The sequence below is a fragment of the Massilia phyllostachyos genome (assembly GCF_021044825.1).
Lineage (GTDB): Bacteria > Pseudomonadota > Gammaproteobacteria > Burkholderiales > Burkholderiaceae_D > Telluria > Telluria phyllostachyos.
On the sequence record NZ_JAJNOC010000018.1, the window covers coordinates 1 to 24,112 of the forward strand.

Genomic DNA, 24,112 nt, shown 5'->3' on the forward strand with positions numbered 1-24,112 from the left:
CATAGCAAGTCGGTCCCACCCCTTCCCATCCCGAACAGGACCGTGAAACGACTTTGCGCCGATGATAGTGCTGCAACCAGTGTGAAAGTAGGTTATCGTCAGGCTAGTTATATGAAAAACCCCGCAGGGTGATCTCTGCGGGGTTTTTTGCGTTTGTAGCTCCGGTAATCCAGGGTTATCGCATCAAGCATGCGCTATCACTGTGCGACGGAATTGCGTGAACGATGCCAGTGGCATCGTTCACGCCTTCGCCGAGCGACGGTTCAACTGCTGATGGTGAATGGATGCGACGCTGGATTCCTGCGTTACCCGCAAAACCGTCGCACCGGCGCAGGCCGGTGCCTAAGTTGACCTTGCAGTTGCTTTTACGAGTGTTCACCGCCCCTGACACACCCAGCCGCCCAAACTGTTCCATTTCAGGACACTCAACACGCTCCTTCCCCTTGTCTCATCCATGGCACGCCCCTTGCTGTTACCAATCTGACCAATGTTCAGACAAGGAACAAGCTCATGCAGCTCCGCGCCGCCATCCAGCAAGCCTTCCGCACCCGTCACCCGGCATCCAGCTACGAGCGCGCCTGCTACTTCCTGGCAGCAGCCGTGCTGTCGCCCTGCGCCGCCGCCGACCCCGAGCGGATCGACAAGCCGGCCGCCGTCATCCCGGTCGTGGAGGTGGTTGGCCTTGCGCCATTGCCCGGCCTTGGCATCGAGCGCGATCTGCTGCCGTATCCGGTCCAGCTCGCCACTGACAAGACTTTCCGTAAAGCCGGCAGCGAAAACCTGGCCGAGTTCATGTCGCGCAACCTCACCGGCGTGAACGTCAACGAAACCTCGGGCAGTCCCTTCCAGAACGACCTGACCTTCCGCGGCTTTCGCGCCTCGCCGGTGCTGGGTAGTTCGCAGGGAATCTCCGTCTACCTGGACGGCGTGCGCGTCAACGAAGCCTTCGGCGACGTGGTGAACTGGGACATGCTGCCCGAATCGAGCATCGGCAGCCTGCTGCTGGTCCCCGGCGCCAATCCCCTGTACGGCCTGAACACCCTGGGCGGCGCGCTCGCCTTCACCACCAAGTCCGGCCTGAGCCACCCCGGCGGAGAATTCGAATTGTCGATCACCGATGAAGGCCGGCGCCGTGCGGACCTGGCCTATGGCTGGAAGGGCAATGGCGGCTGGCACAGCTTCCTCGGGGCCACCTGGTTCGACGACGAAGGCTGGCGCGACCACTCGTCCGGCCATCTGGGCAATGTGCTGGTGAAGGTCGGCCGCTCGCTCGGCGCCACCGACTGGTCCGCCACGCTGCTGGGCGGGCGTAGCCGGCTGCTCGGCAACGGCCTGCTGCCCGATCCGCTGTACGGGGATGACCGGCGCGCCGTGTACACCCATCCCGACACCACCCGCAATCGCCTGCTGCAGGGCACCTTGAACCTGACCCACCGCTTCAACCGGGACAGCGAACTGAGCGCCACCGCCTACGCCCGCAACAGCCGCCGCGACACCGTCAACGGCGACGTCAGCGAAGAGTACGACGACTACGTGGAAGATTGCGAAGACGGCTTCGACAGCAGCGGCGCGCCACGCGAGCCGGACGAGTGCGGCTTTACCCGAGCCGAAGGCGCCGCCCTGCATCCGGGCGTCCTGAACACCACCAGCACGCGCCAGGAAAGCCGCGGCATCAGCGCCGCCTTCAGCACCCGGCGCGGCCCCTGGCGGCTGGATACCGGCATTACCTTCGACCACAGCGACGCCGAGTACGCCCAGTTCGAGCAGGAAGCCTTCGTCACGGACGCGCGCGAAGTGATCGGCGACCCGGACGAGGAGCGTGAACCGTCGTCGTCGGTCGTCGGCAATTCCCGCACCTGGGGGATCTATGCCGCCGGCAGTTGGGCGATCGATGCCGCTACCCAGCTGACCGCAAGCGCGCGCTTCAACCGCGCCCGCGTCGAGAACACGCTGACCAATGAGCGCGGCGTCCAGCCACGGGAACGTTTCACCTACACACGCCTGAATCCCTCGCTGGGCTTTACCCGCCAACTGGGCAATGGCGCGACTGTGTTTGCGAATGTGGCACAAGGTCACCGCGTGCCCACGGTAATCGAGCTCGGCTGCGCCGACCCGGAAAACCCTTGCCGCCTGCCCGTCGGCCTGCAAGCCGACCCCTACCTGAAGCAAGTGATTGCACGCACGATCGAAGCCGGCGTACGTGGCCGCCTGCCAGACGGTAATTACTCGCTATCGCTGCACCGCACCGTCAACCGCGACGACATCCTCTTCCTCAGCTCGCCTTCGCGCCAGGGCTACTTCGCCAACTTCGAGCGCACCCGCCACCAGGGTCTGGATCTCACCGCCGCCCAACAATTCGGCTCCTTCGGCCTGCGCCTGGCCTATAGCTACCTGGAAGCGGAATACGATGCCGACGGCGAACTGTTCACCGGCGCCCGCAACGTCGAGGTGCGGCGCGGCATGCGCCTGGCCGGCCTGCCGCGCCATAGCGGCAAGCTGACCTTCGACTGGACGGCGAACCCGCAACTGAGTTTCGGCGCCGACCTGCAGGCGTCCAGCAGCCTGGTCACACAAGGCAATGAGGATGGCCTGAGCGAAGACCCGGAAGACGATGAGGAGCCGGAGCGCGCCGACTGGCGGGTGCGCGGCTACGGCCTGGTGACCCTGCGCGCCAGCTATCGCCCAACGCCGAAGTGGGAATTGTTCGCGCGCATCAGCAACCTGTTCGACCGCCGCTACGAAACCTTCGGCGCCGTCGCGCCCGACCTGTTCCCGAACGGCCGCCAGCTCAAGCCGCACGAGGATGAAGTCGATGCCGCACACGCGCGTTTCGTCGCGCCGGGAGCGCCGCGCACCTTCATCGCCGGCCTGCGCTACACCTTCTGACCCGCTTCAAAAGGTGTATTCGACACTGGCGCCCGCCATCCACTGCCGTCCCGGCGCCGCTTCGTAGTAGCGCCGGTTGCTGTCGCCGACGATCACCGAGCCGACATAGCGGCGGTCGAAGACATTGTTCACTCGCAGGAACTGCTTGAAGCGCCAGCGGTCGACCGACTGGCGCGCCTGGAGACGTGCGTTGACGACCGCATAGCCCGGCGCCGCGGCTTCCAGGTTCGCATCTTCTGCATAGATCTTGCTCGAGGCCATGGTCTCGAGCGCCGTCTCAATACGTCCGGGGGCGTCCTTCCAGGCCAGTTCCGCATAGGTATTCGCGCGCGGCACACCCGGCAGGCGCTTGCCGGCATCGACGTTGCCGAAACCGGTCTCGTAGGTCGCGCGCAGCAGCGTCAGGGCGGCGCGGGTGCTGAAGCCGCCACCAAGTAGGGACTCGACCGACAGCTCGGCGCCGCGGCGCAAGGTCGAGCTGGCATTGCGGTAACTCGTACGTCCGCCGGCGGCGCTGTCGACCACCATTTCATCTTCGGTACGCGCCTGGAACAGCGCGGCGTTGATACGGGTTTCCGCGCCAAATCGCAGCTTGGCGCCCAGCTCCAGGTGGGTGCTGCGCGCCGGCGCCAGCCGGAAATTGAAGCCGCCACCACCGCTCGAATAGAACAGTTCGTTCAGGGTCGGCGTCTCGAAGCCGCGCGCCGCGCTGGCGTAGACGTTCAGTGCGTCCCTCACCTTGTAAAGCACACCGAGCACGGGCGTGATGCGGCTGTAGTCGACCGCACCACTGTCGTTGCCGTTGCTCAGGTAACGGTCTTCCACATCCACTTTCAGGCTGCTGCGGCGCAGACCCGCCGTCAGCACCCAGGGGCCGCCGGCCCATTCGGTCTGCACATAGGGGTCGAGGTTCGACAAGGTATCCCGCTCATCGCGTCGGAGCGCGCCCTTGACGCCCAGCTGTGCGCCGGCGACATTCTCGAAGCCCTGCCGGTCATCCCGCGACCGGCCGTATTCGAGCCCCACGGTCGTGCTGAGCTTGCCGCCAGCCACCTCACGCACCGCGATCCATTGAATCTCCACCCCATGAAAATCGCGGTCGAAATCGACCACGCCGCCCGAATGGCTGGGCGGCGCCTGGAAGCCGCGCGAAAACGCCTGGTACTGAATAACTTTCCGCTTGCCCACATACGCCATGATGCGCAGGCGGTCCGGGCCGAAGCGCTGTTCGAAGGCGGCCCCGCCCTGCTGGTGGTCGATGCTCTTGCGGGTGTTGTAGCGTTCGGCCAGGGTGCGGTTCGGCAGCTGCGTGTCGGTGCTGTCGATTTCGCCGGCGCGCGGATCGCGCCGGAAGGTGGCCCAGGTTACGCCGAGCGGATCCTCGGTGTCGTCCTGGGTCAGGCTGCTGGCGGTGATGGTCAGGCGGCTCGCCGCGCCCGGGCGCATGGTGAGCTTGGCGAAGGCCTGGTCGCGCCGCGCCGCGCTGTGGTCGCGGTAGCCGTCGGTATCGAAGCGGGAAGCATCGAGCACGTAGCCGATGCCGCCGGACTCGCCTTGCGCGTTGACGTCGAGCTTGCGGGTCCCGTCGCTGCCGCCCGAGACGGTGCTCGCGAGCGTCGGCCGGCCCTCGCCATCGCGCGTGAACAATTGCACCACGCCGCCGGAGTGATTGCCGTACAGGGCGGAGAACGGTCCGCGCAACACTTCGATGCGTTCGGCCATGTCGAGATTGAAGGTGGCGGCCTGGCCCTGGCCATCGGGCATCGAGGCCGGGATGCCGTCGGCGATCAGGCGCACGCCGCGCACCCCGAAGGCCGAGCGGGCGCCGAAGCCGCGCGACGAGATCTGCAGGTCCTGCGCGTAATTCTGGCGGTTCAGCACCACCAGCCCCGGCACCGCCGCCAGCGCCTCCGAGGCATTCACCCGCAGCTGGGCCAGCCCGATGCGCCAGGCGTCGACGACGTCGATCGCGGCCGGGAAATCGGCACTGTCGTGCTCGATGCGGCTGCCGGTGACCACCACCACCGGCACCGTTTCCGGATCGTCCGCCGCCACGGCGGGCCCACCCAGAAGTCCGGCAAGCGCGCCGCAGAACAGGGCCATCGGTTTGCACTGCAAGGAAAGCTGGACCATGCACGTCTCCACAATGCTCTGCATCTGAAGAAGCAATATTCCTGCCACGCCGGTTCATGCATGAATGGCACGGCGCTTGCATAGGCTTGCTACTGCAAGCGCCGCGCGCCGCCGCCCGGGAAGACAAGGGCATGAACGGCGCCGCAGCTGTTCCAGATTGGAACAGCGGACGCGGCACTGTTGCAGTTCCGAACAGGCAGGGCGCAGCGAACGGGGACCAATCAACAACAGAAGAGGACGACATGAATCTCGCGGATATCAGCAAACTCGGCGTAGCCAATCCTTTCAAGCAGCGTTACGACAACTACATCGGCGGCGAATTCGTCGCGCCCTTGAGGGGTGAATATTTTCCCAACCTGACGCCGATCACCGGCCAGCCGTTCTGCGAAGTCGCGCGCTCCGGTCCCGAGGACATCGAACTCGCGCTCGACGCCGCCCATGCTGCGAAAGATGCCTGGGGCAAGACCTCGCCGGCCGAACGCGCCGCCATCCTGAACCGCATCGCCGACCGCATGCAGCAGAACCTGTCCCTGCTGGCCACGGCCGAAACCATCGACAACGGCAAGCCGATCCGCGAATCCACCGCCGCCGACATCCCCCTTGCGATCGACCATTTCCGCTACTTCGCCGGTTGCATCCGCGCCCAGGAAGGCTCGATCGCGCAGATCGACCATGAAACCTACGCCTACCACTTCCACGAGCCGCTGGGCGTGGTGGGCCAGATCATCCCCTGGAATTTCCCCATCCTGATGGCGGTCTGGAAGCTGGCCCCGGCGCTGGCCGCCGGCAATTGCGTGGTGCTGAAACCGGCCGAGCAGACCCCGGCCTCGATCATGGTGCTCATCGACCTGATCGGCGACCTGCTGCCGCCCGGCGTGCTGAACGTGGTCAACGGTTTCGGCCTGGAAGCGGGCAAGCCGCTGGCCTCGAACAAGCGCATTGCCAAGATCGCCTTCACCGGCGAGACCACCACCGGCCGCCTGATCATGCAGTACGCCGCGCACAACCTGATCCCGGTCACGCTCGAGCTGGGCGGCAAGTCGCCCAACATCTTCTTCGAGGACGTGATGGACGCGGACGACGCGTTCTTCGACAAATGCCTGGAAGGCTTCGCCATGTTCGCGCTGAACCAGGGCGAAGTCTGCACCTGCCCCTCGCGCGTGCTGATCCAGGAATCGATCTACGAGCGCTTCATCGAGCGCGCCCTGGCGCGGGTGGCGGCCATCAAACAAGGCAATCCTCTCGACGCCGACACCATGCTCGGCGCCCAGGCCTCCCAGGAGCAGCTCGAGAAAATCCTGTCCTACCTCGACATCGGCAAGCAGGAGGGCGCGGAGGTGCTGGCGGGCGGCGCGCGCAACGCCCTGCAGGGCGACCTGAAGGAGGGCTACTACGTGCAGCCGACCGTGTTCAAGGGCCACAACCGGATGCGCATCTTCCAGGAAGAGATCTTCGGGCCGGTGGTGGCGGTCACCACCTTCAAGGACGAAGCCGAGGCGCTGGCGATCGCCAACGACACCCTGTACGGGCTGGGCGCCGGCCTGTGGACGCGCGACGGCAGCCGCGCCTTCCGGGTCGGGCGTGCGATCCAGGCCGGGCGCGTGTGGACCAACTGCTACCACCTGTATCCGGCGCACGCCGCCTTCGGGGGCTACAAGCAGTCGGGCATCGGCCGCGAAAACCACAAGATGATGCTCGACCATTACCAGCAAACGAAGAACCTGCTGGTGAGCTATAGCCCCAACGCACTGGGCTTTTTCTAGACAGGGCAGGGGAGCCGCGATGGACAGCGCACCCGCACGCGTGGTCGCCACCGCCGCCGCACTGGCCCTGATCGGCCAGTTGCGCCAGCGCCATGGCCCCGTGATGTTCTTCCAGTCCGGCGGCTGCTGCGACGGCAGCGCCCCGATGTGCTACCCGGCGGGCGAATTCAGCCTGAGCGACAGCGACGTGCTGCTCGGCCTGCTGGACGGCGCGCCGTTCTACATGGGCGCCGAGCAGTTCGCCTACTGGGAACACACGCAGCTGATCATCGACGTGGTCGCCGGCAACGGCGGCATGTTTTCGCTCGATAACGGGACCGGCCAGCGTTTTCTCACCCGCTCGCGCTTGTTCAGCGACGACGAACTGCGCCGGCTCCCCGCACCCACGAGCGGGGCGCGTGCATGAAGGTCTTTTTTTCCATCTGAACCGAAGGACACCATGAAAACGAAAGCAGCCATCGCCTGGAAGGCCGGAGAACCGCTCTCCATCGCCGAGGTCGACCTGGAAGGTCCGCGCGCCGGCGAAGTCCTGGTCGAAATCAAGGCGACCGGGATCTGTCACACCGATTACTACACCCTGTCCGGCGCCGATCCGGAAGGAATTTTCCCGGCCATCCTCGGGCACGAGGGGGCCGGCATCGTGCTGGAAACCGGGCCCGGCGTCACCTCGGTCAAGGCGGGCGACCATGTAATCCCGCTGTACACGCCGGAATGCCGGCAGTGCAAGTTCTGCCTGTCGCGCAAGACCAATCTGTGCCAGGCGATCCGCTCGACCCAGGGCCGTGGCCTGATGCCCGATGCGACTTCGCGCTTTTCGATCGACGGCCAGAAACTGTTCCACTACATGGGCACCTCGACCTTTTCCAACTACATCGTGGTGCCGGAAATCGCCTTGGCGAAAATCCGCGAGGACGCGCCCTTCGACAAGGCCTGCTACATCGGTTGCGGCGTCACCACCGGCGTGGGCGCCGTGGTGTTTTCGGCGAAGGTGGAGGCCGGCGCCAACGTGGTCGTGTTCGGGCTGGGCGGCATCGGACTGAACGTGATCCAGGGCGCGCGCATGGTCGGCGCCGACAAGATCATCGGCGTCGACATCAACCCGGGCCGGGTCGAGATCGCACGCAAGTTCGGCATGACCCATTTCGTGAACCCGAACGAGGTCGGGAACATCGTCGACGACATCGTGCAGCTCACCGACGGCGGCGCCGACTTCAGCTTCGAGTGCATCGGCAACACCACGGTGATGCGCCAGGCGCTCGAGTGCACGCACAAGGGATGGGGACAGTCCTTCATCATCGGCGTCGCCGCGGCGGGACAGGAGATTTCCACCCGGCCCTTCCAGCTGGTCACCGGACGCCAGTGGAAGGGCTCGGCCTTCGGCGGCGCACGCGGCCGCACCGACGTGCCCCGGATCGTCGACTGGTACATGGACGGCAAGATCAATATCGACGACCTGATCACCCACACCTTGCCGCTCGAGCGCATCAATGATGGTTTTGAGCTGATGAAGAGCGGACAGTCGATCCGCTCGGTCGTGCTGTACTAACTCAATGTAACGGAGAGACATCATGGACGATGCAGTCAAAAGCGACGCGGTCAAGATCCACCCGGCCGTCGACAACGGCATTCCGCCGGCAATTCCTGGCTTCGCCGGCGGAACATTGACCTGCCGCTGCAGCAGCAAGCCGGTCACGGTCGAGATCGGCAGCCAGGTCGCGCACAACCACGTGTGCGGCTGCACCAAGTGCTGGAAGCCGGACGGCTCGCTGTTCTCGCAGATCGCCGTGGTCGGACGCGACAAGGTGGCCGTGACGGCGAACGAAGACAAGCTGCAGGTGGTCGACGACACCGCCACCATCCAGCGCCATGCCTGCCGCGATTGCGGCGTGCACATGTACGGGCGGATCGAGAACACCGCCCACGCCTTCTATGGACTCGACTTCGTTCACACCGAGCTGTCGAAGGAGAAGGGCTGGTCGCCACCGGAATTCGCCGCCTTCGTTTCCTCGATCATCGAATCGGGCGCCCGTCCGGAAAACATGGGTGCGGTGCGTGCGCGCCTGAACGAGCTCGGCCTGCCGCCCTACGACGCCCTGTCGCCGCCGCTGATGGATGCGATCTCGACCCACGTGGCCAAGGCGCGCGGCGTGCTGAAGGATGCCCAGGCTTGAGAACAACGCACACCGGCATGATGGCGCCGCCATCGTGCTGGACTATCCGGAGACAAGAATGAAGTCATCCCTTTTGCTGGTGGCGCTGTTGGCCGCGCCCCCGGCTGCGCAAGCCCACGACTACCCGACCAGCGGCCGCGTGGAATACGTCCTCGAGTGCATGCAGAAGCACGAAGGCAAGTACGAGTACCTGTATAAGTGCTCCTGCGTCATCGACCACATCGCCAAGCAGATGAGCTACGACGAATACGTGACGATGTCGACGGCCTTGCGCAACCAGACCATGGCCGGCGAGCGCGGCGCGCTGTTCCGCGATCCGGTGCCGGTGAAAGACATGGCCAGCAAGTACAAGGCGCTCCAGGCCAGCGCCAGCAAGGCCTGTTACGTCACCCCTTGATCCATGGGGCCGCTGTTGCGTCATCGATGACACAACCCCGAATGCGACTGTCACGAATCTGAACAAGCGGGTGCGTGGCAAGGGAGGATTCCGGCGGCGGTGCAGCTGGCACATTCCGTGCTGTGTACAAGATGGGGCATTCCCACCAGTGTCTTTAAGGCCCAGGAAATGGCCGCCAATAAAAACCATAGGAGACTTACCATGTCATTCACAACAAGACTCGTCCGCTGGTTTCCCTGTCTGGCGCTGCTGGCCGGGCCAGCGCTGGCCGCTCCTTCCGATGTGGAGCAATTGACCAAGGACCCGAAGAACTGGGCCATGCAGTCGGGTAATTTTGCGAACCACCGGTACAGCGAACTCAAGCAGATAAACAGCAAGAACGCCAAGGACCTGCAGGTGGCCTGGACCTTCTCCACCGGCGTGCTGCGCGGCCACGAAGGCGGTCCGCTGGTGATCGGCGATACGTTGTACATCCACAGTCCCTTCCCCAACAAGGTGTTCGCGATCGCCCTCGAAGACCAGGCCATCCGCTGGAAGTACGAGCCGAAGCAGGACCCGACCGTGATCCCGGTCATGTGCTGCGACACCGTCAACCGCGGCGTGGCCTACGCCAACGGCAAGATCTTCCTGCAGCAGGCCGACACCACCCTGGTCGCCCTCGACGCCAAGACCGGCGCCGAGTTGTGGAAGGTGAAGGTCGGCGATCCGAAGATCGGCGAGACCACCACCAACACGCCGCACGTGTTCAAGGACAAGGTCCTGACCGGCATCAGCGGCGGTGAATTCGGGGTGCGCGGGCGCGTGACGGCGCATGACATGAACACCGGCAAGGTGCTGTGGAAAGCCTATAGCACCGGGCCCGACAAGGAGCTGATGGTCGATCCGGCCAAGACCATGACCTGGACCGACGGCAAGATGGCGCCGATCGGGCCGGATTCCTCGCTCAAGAGCTGGCAGGGCGACCAGTGGAAGCTGGGCGGCGGCACCACCTGGGGCTGGTACAGCTACGACCCGGCGCTGAACCTGGTCTATTACGGTACCGGCAACCCGAGCACCTGGAATCCACGGCAGCGTCCCGGCGACAATAAATGGTCGATGACCATCTTCGCGCGCGACCTCGACACCGGCCAGGCCAAGTGGGTCTACCAGATGACCCCGCACGACGAGTGGGACTACGACGGCGTCAACGAAATGATCCTGGTCGACATGAAGGTCAAGGGCAAGGACCGCAAGGCCCTGGTGCACTTCGACCGCAACGGCTTCGCCTACACGCTCGACCGCGTCAGCGGTGAATTGCTGGTGGCCGAGAAGTTCGATCCGAAGGTCAACTGGGCGACCCACATCGACATGAAGAGCGGGCGGCCGCAGGTGGTGGCCAAGTACAGCACCGACAAGAACGGCCCCGACTTCAACTCGAAGGGCATCTGCCCGTCGGCGCTCGGCACCAAGGACCAGCAGCCGGCCACCTATTCGCGCAAGACCGGCCTGTTCTACGTGCCGACCAACCACGTGTGCATGGACTACGAGCCCTTCCAGATCGAGTACACGGCCGGCCAGCCCTATGTCGGCTCGACCTTGTCGATGTATGCGGCGCCCGACAGCCATGGCGGCCTGGGTAACTTCATCGCCTTCGACGCCAGCACCGGCAAGATCGTCTGGTCCAAGCCGGAGAAATTCTCGGTGTGGAGCGGCGCCCTGTCCACCGCCGGCGACGTGGTGTTCTACGGCACCCTGGAAGGCCACATCAAGGCGGTCGACCACAACGGCAAGGAACTGTGGAAGTTCAAGACCCCGTCCGGCATCATCGGCAACGTCCATACCTGGGAATACAAGGGCAAGCAATACATCGGGGTATTGTCGGGCATCGGCGGCTGGGCCGGGATCGGCCTCGCGGCCGGCCTGACCAAGGGCACCGAGGGCCTGGGCGCGGTGGGCGGCTACAAGGACCTGGCCAAGTACACCGAGCTGGGCGGCGTGCTGACCGTGTTCGCGCTGCCGGACCGCTAGGGTCCGCCGTACGGCGCAGCGGCCTTGACGCCGCCGCGCCTTGACGAAACCGGGGACGGCCGGCGGATGCTGGGCGCCGCGTCCCTGCATTGCCGGGAATCGAGATGAAGACATTGACGAAGCGGGCGTGGCTGACCGCCCTGTGCTGGTCCCTGGGCGCCTCCGCCGCCGCGCAGTCCGGCGCTGCGCGCGCCGCCGACAATCCGCCCTACAAGGTTGACGGCGGCAACAAGGTCGACGCCCAGACGCTGGCCGGCTGGAAGACCTGGCGCGCCATGGCCTGCGAACGCTGCCATGGCGCGGCCCAGGAAGGCATGGTCGGCCCCTCGCTGGTGGACAGCCTGAAGGTCTTGAACAAGGACCAGTTCAAGGTGGTGGTGCTGAAGGGCCGGATCGAGAAGGGCATGCCGAATTTTGATGGCAGCAAGATGGTGACCGAGAACATCGACAGCCTGTACGCCTACCTGAAGGGGCGCTCCGACGGCGCGATCGAGCCGGGCCGCCTGCAGGAGATCGGCAAATGAGGCGCCGGGTCCTGTCCGCCGGGTCCGCCGTCTCCGCCGGCCTGCTGGCTTGCCTGGCGCTGCCGGTCGCGGCCCAGCCGGGTGCGGCCGAGGCGCCGGGAGCCGACAAGGTATTGCGGGTCTGCCAGGATCCGAACAACCTGCCGTTGTCGAACCGCGCGCAGGAGGGCTTCGAGAACAAGATCGCGGCGCTGTTCGCCCGCGAGCTGGGCTGGAAGCTCGAGCACACCTGGTATCCGCAGCGCATGGGCTTCATCCGCAACACCCTGCGCGCCAAGGAAGAACACTCCGAACGCTACAAATGCGACCTGGTGACCGGCGTGGCCAAGGGCTTCGAGCTGGCGGCCACCACCCATTCCTACTACCGCTCCAGTTACGCGATGGCCTACCTCAAAGGACATGGCCTGGACCGGGTGCGCACGCTGGACGACCTGCTGGCGCTCGATGCCGGGCTGCGCAGCAAGCTGCGCTTCGGCGTATTCGCCGGTTCGCCGGTCATCGAATGGCTGCTGCAAAACGGTATGATGGAACAGGTGCACTGGTACCAGAGCCAGACAGGGGATGCCGAGCAATATCCGGGCGAGATAGTCGAGAAGGATCTCGCGAACGGCAAGATCGACGTCGCCTTCGCCTGGGGGCCGATCGCCGGCTACTTCGCCCGCAAGGCGCCCGGCGCGGCGATCGTCGCCATTCCGCTGCAGTCGCGCCCCGGCATGAAGCTGGACTTCGAAATCGCCATGGGCGTGCGGCATGCCGACAAGGAGTTCCGCCAGCTGATCGACCGCCTGATCGACAGCAACCACGACAAGATCGACGCGATCCTCAACCAGTACGGCGTGCCGCGGGCGGCGCTGCCGCCGCCTGCGCCATCCCAACCTTGAGGACACCATGACCCGCATCCAGCGACAGCGCGACGGCGGCGCGGGCCCGCGGCGTGGGATGGGCGTCCGCATCATGTGGGTGGCGCTGGCCGTATTCGCCCTGCTCGTCGCCGGCGAGGCCGGCGCCCAGCCGGTGTCGCCGGCCGAGGTCCTGCTGTTCGAGACCGACCACCTGGCGCGCACGCCGGCGCCGGCTGCCCTGCTGTATGACTTTCGCAAGGTCAGCAATGTCGAGCCGGGGTATTCGGACACGGTCGCGCTCGACCTGAGCCGCGAGAACGGGCACATGCATGCGCGCCTGCGCTTTCTTTCCGGCGCACGCAAACGGGAACTGCCCGACATCGACGATGCTCACGGCAATCCGGTCCTGCTCGGCTTTCTCGAGCACGACATCGCCGAGATGAAACGCCTCACCGGCGGCTCCACCACCTACTTCCGCAAGCGCATCCGGATGGCGCTGGCAAACGCGGCGCAGCTGAGCCGGCAGCCGATCGCCTTCCAGGGCAAGTCCCATGAGGCCCAGGTAGTGCGCATCCAGCCCTACCTGGACGACCCGCTGCATGCGCGCTTCGAAGCGTACATCCACAAGACCTACACCTTCATCCTGAGCGATGCGGTGCCGGGCGGCGTGTACCAGATCTCGACCACGCTGGGGATGGGCGAGAGCGGGCGCACCTTCAAGGCGGCGGAGACGCGGATGGGCGGGCACGCCGGCGCGGCGAGTCAAGGCACGGCCAGTCAAGGCACGGCCAGTCAAGGCACGGCCAGTCAAGGCACGGCCGGTCCAGGCAAGGCCAATCCAGGCAACGCCAGTCCTGGTGCGATCGCTGCAGGCACGACCGGGTCCGGCGCGGCAGGGGCCGGGCCGCAGGCGCGTGGCCCCGTCGGCGCCGCGCCGCAAATCGAGGAAACGCTTACCCTGTCCAAGGTCGCCGATCCGAAACGCTGAGCCTGGCGCGACCGGACACCCGGACACGTGACACCGGAGGACGCCATGGCACGCTTGAAAGTGCTTGCATTCGATTACGCCATCGCGGGCGGTCCGGGCGCCCGCGCTGTGCCGTGTTCCCTGGCGCAGCAGGGCGGCATGCTGCTCCAGGCCTTGCTGGCGGACCTGGGCGCCGTGCCCGGCGTCGAATTGCACACCATGCCGGCGCCTGGCGATGCGCACTGGCCGCATGAGGTGGGCCCGAACGCGAAGACCTTCGACCAGCGCCTGGCCGACTGCGTGCAGGCGGCCGATGCTGTCTGGCCGCTGGCGCTCGAAACCGAAGGCTTGCTGGAAGGGCTGTCGCGCGAGGTCCTGCGCGGCAAGCGGGTATTGCTGGGCAGCGCGCCCGGCGCGGTGCGGGTCGCCGCCAGCAAGCGGGCGGTGGCGCGCGCGCTGGCCGACGGCGGTGTCCCGGCGGTTCCCACCTACAGCCCGCATGCGAACTTGCCGGAAGCGCAGGGCGCCTGGGTCGTCAAGCCGGACGACGGCGCCGGCTGCCTCGACACCCGCCTGTTCAGCGACCGTGCGGCGGCGCTGGCCCATGTGCGTGCCCACGCCGGCCAGGATTATGTGCTGCAGCCCTTCGTTGCAGGCGAGCTCGGCAGCCTGTCCCTGCTGTGCTGCGACGGCCAGGCCTGGGTATTGTCCTGCAACCGCGAGCGGGTCGCCGTGCGCGACAACCGCTTCCATTTCATCGGCAGCACCGTCAACGGCCTGGACGATGCGGACGGCGGCCTGGCCGCCCTGGCCCGGCAAGTGGCCGCGGCGCTGCCCACGCTGTGGGGGTATGTCGGGGTCGACTTCATCCGCGGCGCCGCCGGCGCCGTGGTGCTCGACGTGAATCCGCGCCTGACTGCGGCCTATGCCGGGCTGCACGCGGCGACCGGCTGCAATCCTGCCGGCCTGGTCATCGATTTGCTGAAGGGGCCGGCGGCGCTGCGGGCGGGAGCGGTTCCGGCCACACGGCGCCGCACGGTCCATGTCGATGTCGACAGTTTTGGCCAGCCCCAGCTTCCTTGATGAACGGGATGCATGCGCTCGATGCACGCGGCAGCGCGAAGAAATTCTGGAATGCCTTATCCGATGGCTGAACCGCGATCCGTTGCGCGCACTTCGTCACCTCCGGCATCCAGGAAAACCCGGCACCTTCGACGGCATCGGCTTAGCGGCGCAGCGCCGCATCGTTCGGCTTCGTCAGCGCAGTGTCGAGCACATGGACCTGATACGGGCGGCCTCCATTCGTCCAGCGCCCAGTTGCAGTCAAAACGGCCAGCACCGACCGCTCGTGCGATACAGCTTGCTTGCAGGACCAAGCCGGATTCAATGGGCGATCAGCATTGCGCCTCCTTGACTGCCGCTTTCACACCATCGATCAGCTTCTGATTTTTGTGGCTGCGGCTGCCATACAACCTGGCCGAGAACACCATGATGATGTCCAGGACGTCGGCGGCCAGTTCCTCTTCGAGACTCCGGTCTTCGCCCTGGTTGATGATTACGACCTCGACTTCTTTCGCCTGGCAGACGGCGAACACCAGTTCGGCGCCGAAGCGCAGCAGACGGTCTTGATGGACCAGTACCAGGCGGCCGATGTTCCCATCGAGGATCTCGCCCAGCAGCTTTCTCAAGCCCTTCTTGTGGTAGTTCATGCCCGAGCCGAGATCGGCGATGAGCTCGAACGGCCAGCCCTGGGCTGCGCAGTACAGTTCCAGCAGCTGCTGCTGCCGCTCGAGATCCGCTCGCTGCTCGATGCCGGAGACGCGCGCGTAGGCGATGGTCCTGCGCGGCAGGGGTGCGCCGTGATAGCGGTCCGGCTGCATCGTCGCGAGGTCGTAGCGGCGCTGGCCACCTTTGGTCCTGGTGGGAACGAGCTTGCCGGCCGCTTCCCAGCGTCTCAAGGTGCTGGCCGAGACGCCGAGCGCTTTCGCCGCGGTGGTGATGGATACGAACTTGCTCATGTCGAGTATGACCACTCAACGATGAATAAGTTCCTGCTAAACGGCCGGCACTGTAGCCGGCCTGGCGTGGCGCATTCCTCGTTGCGAAAGATCCGTTCCCTATTTGATGACCACGCCCCACGGCAGCTTGCCGACCGGGATGTCGCGCAACTTGCTGCGGCTGGCGGTGTCGATCACCGAGACATTGTTGCTGCGTCCGTTGGCCACATACAGTTTCTGCCCGTCGGGCGTGAGCGCCATGTTCCATGGGCGCTGTCCGACCGGGATCGTGGCCACGACCTGGTTGCTGGCGGTGTCGATCACCGAGACGTTGGCGTCGCCGCCGTTCGACACGTACACCTGGCCGCCGTTCGGATGCACGGCGATGCCGTTGGCGCGCAGCCCGGCCTTGATGCGCGCGACGATCGCGTACCTGGCCGTGTCGATGACGAAGACCTCATTGGCGTTTTCGGTGGCGACGTAGGCGCGGCTGCTGTCGGGCAGGAAGCCGATGCCGCGTGGGCGCGCCCCGACCGCGACCTGCGCCACCTGCTTGCGGGTGGCGAAATCGATGATGTCGACCGCGTCGCCTTCCTCCGCGCTGACGAACAGCAGGCGCCCATTGGGGCTGAACACCGCGTGCTCGGGATTCTTGCCGTGCACGGGAATCGCGAACGCCAGCTTGCGGGTGCGGGTGTCGGTGACCGCGATCTCGTTCTTGCCTTCGATGGCCGCGACCACCCAGCGTCCGTCGGGGGAGATCGACACCCCTTCGGGCGATTCGCCCAGCAGCACCGCCGGGCCGAGCTTGCGCGCCTTCAGGTCGAGCACCTGCAGGCGGTTGTTCGGCTGGTCGCTCACGTACAGCCAGCGCCCGTCGGCGCCGACCGCCAGGCCGCGCGGCTTGGTCCCGCCCGGCATTTCGCCGACCACCTGGTCGGTCGCGGTGTCGATCACGGTAATCGTGCCGCTGCCTTCGTTCGGCACGTAGGCGAAGGGTGCGGCGAAGAGCGTGGCGGGCAACGCCGTGGCGAGGGCGGCGAAGCCTGCCGGCGCAAGGACGCGGATGCGGCGAATGAACGACATGGCTTTTTTCCCTTCGGACCGATGTAACGACATGGACAGGACACGGCGCCGGGCCCGGCATGCGGCGTCTTCGCGCCTTGCCCGCGCTTGCCAGTCATCGTCATCAACTTCCCTCTCCCTACTGGGATAGGTTCTTAATGAAACAGCTTCTTGTCGGGATGCTCGATGTTCAGGCGCCCCAGTTTGCGGTACAGCGTATTGCGGCTGATATTGAGTTCGCGTGCAACGCCACTCATATTCCACGCGTGCCGCTCCAGCGCCTGCAGCAGCACTTCGCGCTCCGCGCTCTCGAGCGCGCTCAAGGCGAGATCGGGCGCCTTGCCGGGCGTTCCATGCACGGGCAAGGGCGAACCGGAGGCCGCCACCAGGGCGAGCGCGGGCGCGGGCAGCGCGGCGCCCGACTCGAAGCGGTATTCCGGCGGCAAATTATGCAGCCCGAGGCAATCCGATTCGCGCAGCGCGATCATGCTGCGCAGCAGGTGGCGCAGCTGGCGCACATTGCCGGGCCAGCGCAGCCGGTCGAGGGCGGACAGCAGGGCGTCGTCGAGTTCCACCACGCTGCCCTCGTCGCATTCCTGGGCCGCCAGGTGGGCGATCAGGGCGCGGCGGTCGGCGCGCTCGCGCAAAGGGGGCAAGCGCAGGGTGACGCCCTGCAGCCGGTAATACAGGTCTTCGCGGAATTCGCCGGCGGCGATCTTCTTGTCCAGGTCGCAGTGGGTGGCGCTGATCAGGCGGATGTCGAGCTTGACCGGGGCTTCGCCGCCGAGCGGCACGACTTCGCGTTCTTCCAGCACCCGCAGCAGCCGCGCCTGCAGGGTGAACGGCATATCGCCGATCTCGTCGAGGAAGAGGGTGCCGCCGTTGGCCTGCAGCAGCTTGCCGCGCTGGCCGTCCTTGCTGGCGCCGGTGAAGGCGCCCGAGCGGTAGCCGAACAGTTCGCTTTCGATCAGGGATTCGGGGATCGAGGCGCAATTGATGGCCACGAAAGGCCAGCCGGCGCGCGGCCCGGACTGGTGCATGGCGCGCGCGAACACTTCCTTGCCGGTGCCGGTTTCGCCCAGCAGCATGGTGGACACGTTGCGCTCGGCGATGCGCCTGGCGGTGGCGACGTGGGCCGCCATGACCGGGTCGCCGAAGTGCATGGTGTCGAGCGCGCAGGCGCTGCCCAGGCTGGCGCAGGGCAGGCTGCGCGGCGGGCGGCGCACGCCGTTGCCGGCGACCGGCTGGTAGACCACGGCGAAGAAGCGCGCGCTGTTGCGCACTTCGAAGATCGGCACCGGGTGGAAGGCGCGCCGCACGCTGCTGTCGAGCAGGCCGGGGAAGGTCACGTTGAACAGTTCGCCGATGTCGCGGCCGACGATCTCGTCCGGCCTGGCGAAACCGAGCTGGAACAGGGCGCCGCGGCTGGCCGCCAGCACCTTGCCTTCCAGGCTCAGGGCGATCGCGCCTTCGTGCAGGGTGCCGACGAATTCGGGCCGGTTGTGGAAGCGCAGGATGTAGTCGTGGCGGAACTGGTGCAGGAACACCCGGTTTTCGATCATCTGCACCGACATGCAGACCAGGGCCAGGGTGTGCTGCTGGGCCAGGCGCGATTCGCCGGAGGCGTCGAGTACGCCCACCAGCTCGCCTTCGTGGTCGAAGATCGGGGCGGCGGCGCAGCTCAGGCCGATATTCCGGGATAGATAATGCTCGTCGCGGTGGACGGTGATCGGCCGCCGCTCGACCAGGCAGGTGCCCATGCCGTTGGTGCCCTGCACCCGTTCGCTCCAGACCGCGCCCTGGGCCAGCCCGGTCTTCGATGCGGCATGGGTAAAGGCAGGGTCGCCGAAGTAATTCAGCAGCACGCCTTCGCGGTCGGTGAGCATGATGGCGTAGCCGGAGCCGGCCAGCTGCTGGTACAGGTTCGCCATCTCGACCTTGGCCACCGCCTGGACGTCGGCGAGGCGGGCCTGGCGTTCCTGCAGCTCGACGGGCGCGACCACCTCGGGCTCGGCGCTGGTGCCGGGGTCGAGCTGGTAATCGTGGAGGCATCGGATCCATGACCGGGTGATCCGGTTCCCGGTCTCCAATTGGTCGGTAGCTATCCGGTCCTGGACGACCGAACGGACGCGCTTGACGTGTTCAACGGCAAACCTCGACATATTGTCTCCTGGTCCGTAACTGGCGCCGTGCGGCTGCCGTTACTTTATGGACTGTTCTTCTACGCCGACATAACCCTGGACCGCTTCAATCGGACACAGAATACACCCGGCGACCACGAATTGTCCCGCTACTTTAAGCCGAGGAAAGAACAAAAATTTCCGGAAAGCGCGCGAGGCAGACCGCCGTCAGCAAGCGGTCGATCGGTGGGAACAATGGAGGATACCGATGGTCGGAGCAAAAAGATCAGAGGCCGGCGCTGTCGTTCAGATTCTTGCGCAGGTCGACCAACTGGTCGCGCAAGCCGGTAATTTCTTCCACAGAACATTTGGTGGCGCACAGGACCTGGGGCATGAGCTTCGCGGCTTCGTCACGCAAGGCCTGGCCCTGCGCGGTCAGGGTCACGATCACCTGGCGCTCGTCGGCCTTGGCGCGGGCGCGCGTCACCAGCTGCTGGGCTTCCATGCGCTTGAGCAGCGGGGTCAGGGTCGCCGAGTCCAGGAACAGGCGCTCGCCGATATCCGACACCGTCAGATTGTCCTGTTCCCACAACACCATCATCACCAGGTATTGCGGATAGGTGAGCCCGAGTTTCGGCAACAGGCCGCGGTAGACGCGCATCATCGCCAGCGAGGTGGAATAGAGGGCAAAGCACAGCTGGTTGTCGAGTGCCGGCGCTGAAGAAGAAGTTGGCGTGTTCATCCAGCCAATATAGATCGCGCACAAGCTAATTGCAAGCGACGATCCGCAGCGCCTTTCTATGCAATTTGAATAATGTCCTGACAATCTGCAGTTCGTCCGCGGTTTTCGGCATTTCGTCGCATCTCCGGTTTCGACATGCAGACTCTGGACTACGATGATTCGATCAATAATCAGAACCAGAAAGGGATGGGTCATGGACAAACCAGCAGGATCGTTGACGCCGGTGGCGAACAACGAACGCATCCAGTCGCTCGACGTCGTCCGCGGGTTTGCCCTGATCGGCATCCTGATGATGAACGTCGAGTTCTTCAACCGCGCGATCTCGGATCTCGGGTCCGGCATCCCGGCCAGCGTCACGGGCGCCAACCTGTGGATCAGCTACTTCGTCCAGTATTTCGTCACCGGCAAGTTCTGGACCATCTTCTCGCTGCTGTTCGGCATGGGCTTCGCGATCATGCTGAGCCGCGCCGCGCGCGCCGAGCGCAGTTTCCTGGTGCCCTATATCCGCCGGATCGCGGCGCTGGCCGTGTTCGGGGCCTTCCACCACATCTTCCTGTTCGGCGGCGACATCCTGGTCAGCTACGCCGTCAGCGCGGCGGCCCTCTTGATCGTCCTCTACGGCCGCGCCAAGTGGATCCTGCTGGCGATCGTCCTGTGCATCGCCGGCGGCTTCATCCCGAACATGAAATGGCTGTTCGGGATGGCCGGCGGCCTGGCCTTCTTCGGCCTCGCGGCCTGGTGGCTGCGCGGCGAGCAGCACATGAAGAGCTTCCGCAAGCCGTCGGTGCTGGCGTACATCCTGATGGTCATCGGCGGCATTTCCCTGATCGGCGGCATCGCCACCTGGTTCATCCCGAGCGTGCCGATCGAAGGCCGCGTCATGATGCCGGTGGCCGGCTTCGCCCTGTTCATGCTCGGCTTTCTCACCAAGCGCTACCAGGCCGACAAGGCGGCGCGTCCATGGCGCCTGGGTGTCGGCATCTACTGCTTCTCCTTCTTCATGATGGCCGCCGCCGGCGCCGCCCAGTACTACTTCCCGCAACCGGCGCCGGCCCCCGCCGCCACCAAGGAACTGGCGAAGAAGCAGCAGGAGCAGGAAGCCGAGCGCGTCAAGATGCGCAAGGAACGCGAGGAACGCATCGCGAAAGAGACCGCGGCGCTGAGCAAGGGCAGCTACGGTGACGTGGTCGCGCTGCGCGCCGAGCGCTTCCCCGAGCACGCCGCCGGTGAAGTCGGCTTCGCGACCATCCTGATCGGCATGTTCCTGCTCGGCAGCTGGTTCGTCCGCGCCGGCATCATGGAGCGCGCCCAGGACCACCTGCCGCTGTTCCGCAAGCTGGCGCTGTTCGGCATCCCGGTCGGCGTCGGCCTGGGCCTGATCGGTTCCGCGATCGCGATGCATCCGGTCCCCGGTTCGCGCGGCGCCGACGGCTGGCAGTTCGCCCAGGGCCTGCAAATGCTGGGCAACCTGCCGGCCTCGCTCGGCTACGTCAGCCTGATGATCCTGATGCTGTACAGCGCCTCGGCCTTCAACAAGATCCGCGTGCTGGCGCCGTTCGGCCGCATGGCGCTGACCAATTACCTGATGCAGTCGCTGATCGCCTCGACCTTCTTCTTCGGCTACGGCTTCGGCAATTTCGGCGCCTCGCGCGTCGACCAGATGCTGTTCGTCGCCGTCGTCGTGATCTTCCAGATCGCATTGAGCCACTTCTGGCTGGCGCGCTTCCGCTACGGCCCGATGGAATGGCTGTGGCGCGCGGTGACCTACTGGACCATCCCGCCGATGCGCATCACCTCGTCGCCTGAGGCGCCCGCCGTGGCCACGCCGGCGTGAAGGGGCGGGTTCTCCTCGGCGCGGCGCTGCTGTGCGGCGCGGCGCTCCCGGCCGGCGCCCAGCCGCTCAAGGTGACCGGCCTGATCCAGCCGGCCCGCATCCTGGTCGACAAGTGGGGCGTGCCCCACATCTACGCCGCCAGCCAGGACGACGCCTTCTTCGTGCAGGGCTTCAATGCCGCGCGCGATCGCCTGTTCCAGATCGATCTGTGGCGTCGCCGCGGACTGGGCGAGCTGGCCTCGGTGTTCGGCCCCGCCTACGCGGAGCAGGACCGCGCCGCGCGCCTCTTCCTCTACCGCGGCGACATGGACGCCGAATGGCAGTCCTACGGCAAGGATGCGCAGCGCACCAGCGCGCGCTTCGTCGCCGGCATCAACGCCTATATCGACCACATCGCGCGCAAGCCGGAGCTGCTGCCCTTCGAATTCCGCCAGCTGCGCTACCTGCCGGCGAAGTGGCGTCCGGAAGACGTGGTGCGCATCCGCAGCCACGGCTTGACCCGCAACCTGACCCAGGAGTTCGCCCGGGCGCGCGTGGTCTGCCGCGCCGGCCTCGCATCCGACGAGGTGCGCGCCAAACTGTCGCCGCGCTGGACCACGCGCGTGCCCGACGGCCTCGACCCCTGCCTGCCGGAGGATGCGCTCGAAGTCTTCCACCTGGCCACCGACAATGTGCGCTTCGACGGCGCCACGCTCCAGGCCTCGCGCCTGCCGTTGCCGAACCAGGAAACGCTCGAGGGCAGCAACAACTGGGTGGTCGCGCCTTCGCGCACCAGTACCGGCCGCCCGATCCTGGCCAACGACCCGCACCGCGCCTATGGCGCGCCGTCGCTGCGCTACATCGTGCACCTGAACGCGCCGGGCCTGGACGTGATCGGGGCGGGGGAGCCGGCGCTGCCTGGGGTGTCGATCGGCCATAACGGCAAGGTCGCCTTCGGGCTCACCATCATGAGCATCGACCAGGAAGACCTGTACGTCTACGAGACCAATCCCGCCAATCCGAACCAGTACCGCTATGGCGGCAAGTGGGAAGACTTCCGCATGGTGCGTGAAAAGGTCGAGGTGCGCGGCGCTCCGGCGAAGACCGTCGAGCTGCGCTTCACGCGCCATGGTCCGCTGATCCACCAGGACGCCGGCACGCGCCGCGCCTTCGCGGTGCGCACCGCGTGGACGGCGCCCGGCATGGCGCCATACTTCGGCAGCATCGATTACATGCAGGCCCAGGACTTCACCCAGTTCCGCCGCGCCATGCAGCGCTGGGGCGCGCCGACCGAGAACCAGGTCTATGCCGACACCGCCGGTAACATCGGCTGGGTCGCCGGCGGCCTGGCCCCGGTGCGGCCCAACTGGGACGGCCTGATGCCGGTGCCGGGCGACGGCCGCTACGAGTGGAAGGGCTTCCTCGACGGCGCCCGGCTGCCGTATGTGCTCAATCCGAAGCAGGGCTGGTTCGCCTCCGCCAACGAGATGAACCTGCCGGCGGGCTATCCCTACAAGGAGTACAAGCTCGGCTTCGAGTGGCCGGACGATGCGCGCGCCCGGCGTATCGCCGAGGTGCTCTCGCAAACGCCGAAGGCCAGCATGGAGGATATGCAGCGGCTGCAGAACGACGTCGTGAACCTGAATGCGCGCCGGCTGGTGGCGCTGCTCAAGCCGCTGTCGTCGCAGGACCGCGCCGCATCGGCCGCGTTGCGCCTGCTGTCATCGTGGAACGGCGAAGAGCGTGCGTCCTCGGCGCCGGCCGCGCTGTACGAGGTGTGGTGGTCGCGCCACCTGGGCAATGCCTTCAAGGCGGCGGTGCTGACGCCGGCCGCGGCCGGGGCGATGGATGCGCCGCATCCGACGGTGCTGCTCGAATCGCTGGAGAAGCCGGCCGCGCGCTTCGGCAAGGATGCGGTCCGCAAGCGTAACGAGGTGCTCCTCACCAGTCTGTCTGCCGCCTGGACCGAGACGGAGGCGCTGCAGGGGAGGGATCCGGCGCGCTGGCAATGGGGGAAGCTGCATTTCAGCCTCTTCATCCATCCGATGGCGGCGATTCTCGACAAGGCGGGACAGGCGCAGGTGAACGTCGGGCCTTTGCCGCGCGGAGGCAGCGCCTCTACGGTGAACGTGTCGAGCTACCACCCGGACAGTTTCTGGCAAGCGCATGGTCCTTCGTTCAGGATCGTGCTGGACGTGGGGAACTGGGATAACTCGCGTGCGGTCAACACGCCGGGGCAGTCGGGCGACCCGTCCAGCCCGCATTACCGCGATCTGGCCGGTAGCTGGGCGGAAGGGAAGTACTTCCCACTGCTGTACTCGCGTGAGGCGGTGCGGAAGGCGGCGAGCAAGGTGATCGAACTCGTGCCGGGGCCCTGAGTCATGTGAAAAGAAGCCCTTGCGGAGGCGTGCATGCTTTGCTATAGTGCGCCTCCGCTTCAGGAGCGCTGCAAAGCGCGGATGGAAAAAGGTTAACGTAATCAAAAGGTTACGTTGGCAATATCCCCAGAGAAATCTGAGCTGAAGCAAAGAAGAGGTTGACGAGCATCGCGAAATACTGCATAATCTCATTCCTCTGCTGCTGACGAACACAACGCTTCGCACGGTGCAGCAAGGTAGTACAGAATACCGATCTTTAACAATCAACAGTCGATAAGTGTGGGCGTTTGATGAAGGTGCCAGCTGA

18 protein-coding genes and 1 rRNA gene are annotated in these 24,112 nt (G+C 65.9%); 14 read left to right on the top strand and 5 right to left on the bottom strand.

The window, feature by feature from the left end:
• Nucleotides 1-104 (top strand): 5S ribosomal RNA (rrf, locus tag LQ564_RS25385); the annotation flags it as partial.
• Nucleotides 105-510: 406 nt separating this feature from the next.
• Entirely contained in the window at nucleotides 511-2,886 is a 2,376-nt protein-coding gene (locus LQ564_RS25390; protein WP_231060911.1) for a TonB-dependent receptor, read from the top strand.
• A gap of 6 nt (nucleotides 2,887-2,892) precedes the next feature.
• On the opposite strand, the gene LQ564_RS25395 is transcribed toward LQ564_RS25390, so the two are convergent.
• Nucleotides 2,893-5,019: a TonB-dependent receptor family protein gene (locus tag LQ564_RS25395; protein ID WP_231060912.1), complete on the bottom strand. Its 2,127-nt coding sequence runs from the start codon at nucleotides 5,017-5,019 to the stop codon at nucleotides 2,893-2,895.
• Between the two features lie 242 nt (nucleotides 5,020-5,261).
• On the opposite strand from LQ564_RS25395, the gene adh reads away from it, so the two are divergent.
• The 10 genes from adh to LQ564_RS25445 all read left to right on the top strand — a co-directional run bounded on the left by adh (nucleotide 5,262) and on the right by LQ564_RS25445 (nucleotide 14,773).
• Nucleotides 5,262-6,782, top strand: coding sequence for an aldehyde dehydrogenase (gene adh, locus LQ564_RS25400; RefSeq protein WP_231060913.1), 1,521 nt, complete (start codon nucleotides 5,262-5,264; stop codon nucleotides 6,780-6,782).
• Nucleotides 6,783-6,801: 19 nt separating this feature from the next.
• Nucleotides 6,802-7,188, top strand: a complete 387-nt coding sequence (locus LQ564_RS25405) for a DUF779 domain-containing protein (protein WP_231060914.1) — start codon at nucleotides 6,802-6,804, stop codon at nucleotides 7,186-7,188.
• Between the two features lie 33 nt (nucleotides 7,189-7,221).
• Nucleotides 7,222-8,328 carry an S-(hydroxymethyl)glutathione dehydrogenase/class III alcohol dehydrogenase gene (locus LQ564_RS25410; RefSeq protein WP_231060915.1) on the top strand — a complete coding sequence of 369 codons (1,107 nt, stop codon included), beginning with the start codon at nucleotides 7,222-7,224 and terminating at the stop codon, nucleotides 8,326-8,328.
• A 22-nt stretch (nucleotides 8,329-8,350) separates the two neighbouring features.
• Nucleotides 8,351-8,953, top strand: a complete 603-nt coding sequence (gene gfa / locus LQ564_RS25415) for an S-(hydroxymethyl)glutathione synthase (protein ID WP_231060916.1) — start codon at nucleotides 8,351-8,353, stop codon at nucleotides 8,951-8,953.
• 58 nt (nucleotides 8,954-9,011) lie between these two features.
• On the top strand, nucleotides 9,012-9,350 hold the full coding sequence (locus LQ564_RS25420) for a hypothetical protein (RefSeq protein WP_231060917.1): 339 nt from the start codon (nucleotides 9,012-9,014) through the stop codon (nucleotides 9,348-9,350).
• Between the two features lie 201 nt (nucleotides 9,351-9,551).
• Nucleotides 9,552-11,357, top strand: a complete 1,806-nt coding sequence (locus LQ564_RS25425; protein WP_231060918.1) for a methanol/ethanol family PQQ-dependent dehydrogenase — start codon at nucleotides 9,552-9,554, stop codon at nucleotides 11,355-11,357.
• A gap of 104 nt (nucleotides 11,358-11,461) precedes the next feature.
• Nucleotides 11,462-11,881: a c-type cytochrome gene (locus LQ564_RS25430; RefSeq protein WP_231060919.1), complete on the top strand. Its 420-nt coding sequence runs from the start codon at nucleotides 11,462-11,464 to the stop codon at nucleotides 11,879-11,881.
• A complete protein-coding gene (locus LQ564_RS25435; protein WP_231060920.1) occupies nucleotides 11,878-12,762 on the top strand; it encodes a quinoprotein dehydrogenase-associated putative ABC transporter substrate-binding protein in 885 nt (294 codons plus the stop codon). The genes LQ564_RS25430 and LQ564_RS25435 overlap by 4 nt, the downstream gene beginning before the upstream one ends.
• A gap of 7 nt (nucleotides 12,763-12,769) precedes the next feature.
• A complete protein-coding gene (locus LQ564_RS25440; RefSeq protein WP_231060921.1) occupies nucleotides 12,770-13,711 on the top strand; it encodes a hypothetical protein in 942 nt (313 codons plus the stop codon).
• Nucleotides 13,712-13,756: 45 nt separating this feature from the next.
• Entirely contained in the window at nucleotides 13,757-14,773 is a 1,017-nt protein-coding gene (locus tag LQ564_RS25445) for an ATP-grasp domain-containing protein (protein WP_231060922.1), read from the top strand.
• 311 nt (nucleotides 14,774-15,084) lie between these two features.
• Here the strand turns inward: LQ564_RS25445 and LQ564_RS25450 are convergent, their stop codons facing one another.
• The 4 genes from LQ564_RS25450 to LQ564_RS25465 form a co-directional block, all read right to left on the bottom strand.
• Nucleotides 15,085-15,708 carry an IS607 family transposase gene (locus LQ564_RS25450; RefSeq protein WP_231060923.1) on the bottom strand — a complete coding sequence of 208 codons (624 nt, stop codon included), beginning with the start codon at nucleotides 15,706-15,708 and terminating at the stop codon, nucleotides 15,085-15,087.
• A gap of 99 nt (nucleotides 15,709-15,807) precedes the next feature.
• Entirely contained in the window at nucleotides 15,808-16,773 is a 966-nt protein-coding gene (locus LQ564_RS25455; protein WP_231060924.1) for a beta-propeller fold lactonase family protein, read from the bottom strand.
• A 134-nt stretch (nucleotides 16,774-16,907) separates the two neighbouring features.
• Nucleotides 16,908-18,914, bottom strand: coding sequence for a sigma-54-dependent Fis family transcriptional regulator (locus LQ564_RS25460; RefSeq protein ID WP_231060925.1), 2,007 nt, complete (start codon nucleotides 18,912-18,914; stop codon nucleotides 16,908-16,910).
• Between the two features lie 244 nt (nucleotides 18,915-19,158).
• Nucleotides 19,159-19,614 carry a MarR family winged helix-turn-helix transcriptional regulator gene (locus tag LQ564_RS25465; protein WP_231060926.1) on the bottom strand — a complete coding sequence of 152 codons (456 nt, stop codon included), beginning with the start codon at nucleotides 19,612-19,614 and terminating at the stop codon, nucleotides 19,159-19,161.
• 193 nt (nucleotides 19,615-19,807) lie between these two features.
• On the opposite strand from LQ564_RS25465, the gene LQ564_RS25470 reads away from it, so the two are divergent.
• Nucleotides 19,808-21,448 carry a DUF418 domain-containing protein gene (locus LQ564_RS25470; RefSeq protein ID WP_231060927.1) on the top strand — a complete coding sequence of 547 codons (1,641 nt, stop codon included), beginning with the start codon at nucleotides 19,808-19,810 and terminating at the stop codon, nucleotides 21,446-21,448.
• A complete protein-coding gene (locus tag LQ564_RS25475; protein WP_371873551.1) occupies nucleotides 21,445-23,805 on the top strand; it encodes a penicillin acylase family protein in 2,361 nt (786 codons plus the stop codon). The genes LQ564_RS25470 and LQ564_RS25475 overlap by 4 nt, the downstream gene beginning before the upstream one ends.
• The last annotated feature ends 307 nt before the right edge of the window (nucleotides 23,806-24,112 follow it).

Coding starts and splice junctions, on each gene's coding strand:
- LQ564_RS25410 (WP_231060915.1), top strand. CDS start 7,222: ATGAAAACGAAAGCAGCCATCGCCTGGAAGGCCGGAGAACCGCTCTCC.
- LQ564_RS25470 (WP_231060927.1), top strand. CDS start 19,808: ATGGACAAACCAGCAGGATCGTTGACGCCGGTGGCGAACAACGAACGC.
- LQ564_RS25440 (WP_231060921.1), top strand. CDS start 12,770: ATGACCCGCATCCAGCGACAGCGCGACGGCGGCGCGGGCCCGCGGCGT.
- LQ564_RS25465 (WP_231060926.1), bottom strand. CDS start 19,614: ATGAACACGCCAACTTCTTCTTCAGCGCCGGCACTCGACAACCAGCTG.
- LQ564_RS25405 (WP_231060914.1), top strand. CDS start 6,802: ATGGACAGCGCACCCGCACGCGTGGTCGCCACCGCCGCCGCACTGGCC.
- LQ564_RS25390 (WP_231060911.1), top strand. CDS start 511: ATGCAGCTCCGCGCCGCCATCCAGCAAGCCTTCCGCACCCGTCACCCG.
- gfa (WP_231060916.1), top strand. CDS start 8,351: ATGGACGATGCAGTCAAAAGCGACGCGGTCAAGATCCACCCGGCCGTC.
- adh (WP_231060913.1), top strand. CDS start 5,262: ATGAATCTCGCGGATATCAGCAAACTCGGCGTAGCCAATCCTTTCAAG.
- LQ564_RS25395 (WP_231060912.1), bottom strand. CDS start 5,019: ATGGTCCAGCTTTCCTTGCAGTGCAAACCGATGGCCCTGTTCTGCGGC.
- LQ564_RS25450 (WP_231060923.1), bottom strand. CDS start 15,708: ATGAGCAAGTTCGTATCCATCACCACCGCGGCGAAAGCGCTCGGCGTC.
- LQ564_RS25430 (WP_231060919.1), top strand. CDS start 11,462: ATGAAGACATTGACGAAGCGGGCGTGGCTGACCGCCCTGTGCTGGTCC.
- LQ564_RS25445 (WP_231060922.1), top strand. CDS start 13,757: ATGGCACGCTTGAAAGTGCTTGCATTCGATTACGCCATCGCGGGCGGT.
- LQ564_RS25460 (WP_231060925.1), bottom strand. CDS start 18,914: ATGTCGAGGTTTGCCGTTGAACACGTCAAGCGCGTCCGTTCGGTCGTC.
- LQ564_RS25425 (WP_231060918.1), top strand. CDS start 9,552: ATGTCATTCACAACAAGACTCGTCCGCTGGTTTCCCTGTCTGGCGCTG.
- LQ564_RS25435 (WP_231060920.1), top strand. CDS start 11,878: ATGAGGCGCCGGGTCCTGTCCGCCGGGTCCGCCGTCTCCGCCGGCCTG.
- LQ564_RS25455 (WP_231060924.1), bottom strand. CDS start 16,773: ATGTCGTTCATTCGCCGCATCCGCGTCCTTGCGCCGGCAGGCTTCGCC.
- LQ564_RS25420 (WP_231060917.1), top strand. CDS start 9,012: ATGAAGTCATCCCTTTTGCTGGTGGCGCTGTTGGCCGCGCCCCCGGCT.